The sequence below is a fragment of the Mesorhizobium sp. M0618 genome, from assembly GCF_040320765.1.
Taxonomy (GTDB): domain Bacteria; phylum Pseudomonadota; class Alphaproteobacteria; order Rhizobiales; family Rhizobiaceae; genus Mesorhizobium.
This window is the reverse complement of the sequence record NZ_JAMYQH010000078.1, coordinates 1-814: the sequence shown is the minus strand read 5'-3', so window position 1 is coordinate 814 and position 814 is coordinate 1. Positions and strand designations below refer to the sequence as shown.

General features: G+C 61.4%; 1 protein-coding gene and 1 pseudogene. Both read left to right on the top strand.

The genetic code is table 11. From position 1 onward, the window contains the following. The coding region (locus tag NKJ04_RS33595; RefSeq protein ID WP_352680114.1) for a helix-turn-helix domain-containing protein at window positions 1-426 on the top strand (426 nt) is incomplete at its 5' end. 161 nt (window positions 427-587) lie between these two features. Next, window positions 588-814 (top strand): annotated as a pseudogene (locus NKJ04_RS33590) (IS3 family transposase); the annotation flags it as partial.

Below are 814 nucleotides of genomic sequence, written 5' to 3'. Positions count from 1 at the left end.
ACGGTGCGCAAATGGGTTGCGAGCTATCAAGCGCACGGGGTTGCCGGCCTCGCTCGCAAGCTCAGCCACTATGACGGCGAGTTCAAGCTGTCGGTTCTGCACCGGATGTGGGAGGATGGACTGTCCTGCCGACAGACGGCCGCGCTGTTCAATATCCGCAACGCCGGCTGCCTTCCGGACTGGGAGAGGCGCTACGAAGCCGGTGGGATAGAGGCGCTCGCGCCGCGCCGCAGAGGAAGGCCGCGATCGATGTCAGACCCGCCGTCGCCTGGCGAGCCGCCCGTGGCGCAGAGTGATGAGACCAAGAGCCGCGAAGAGCTGCTTGCGGAACTGAACCATCTGCGCATGGAGAACGCCTACCTAAAAAAACTGGAGGCCTTAACGCAGGGACACGCGCCCAAAAAGCGCAAGCTGTCCAAGCGTTAAGGCTGCTCTATCCGCTCGATGGTCTGCTCAAACTGGCAGGGCTTTCCCGCAGCACGTTCTACTATCGACAGAAGGCGTCCCGCGTCGACCGCCATGCTGGTCTCAAGGAGAAGATCAGAGCCGTCTTCGACAGCCACAAGGGCCGCTACGGTTATCGCCGGGTGGCTGCTGCACTGCGCCGGCTCGGTCATGTCGTCAATCACAAGGCGGTGCAGTGTCGGATGGTGGAGATGGGATTGAAGTCGCTGGTCAGGCCGAAGAAGTATCGCTCCTACAAAGGCGGCATCGGAAGGACGGCTCCCGATCTCATTCAACGCCAGTTCAACGCTGACAGCGCCAACCATAAATGGGTGACCGATGTGACGGAGTTCAACCTGGCGGGCGACAA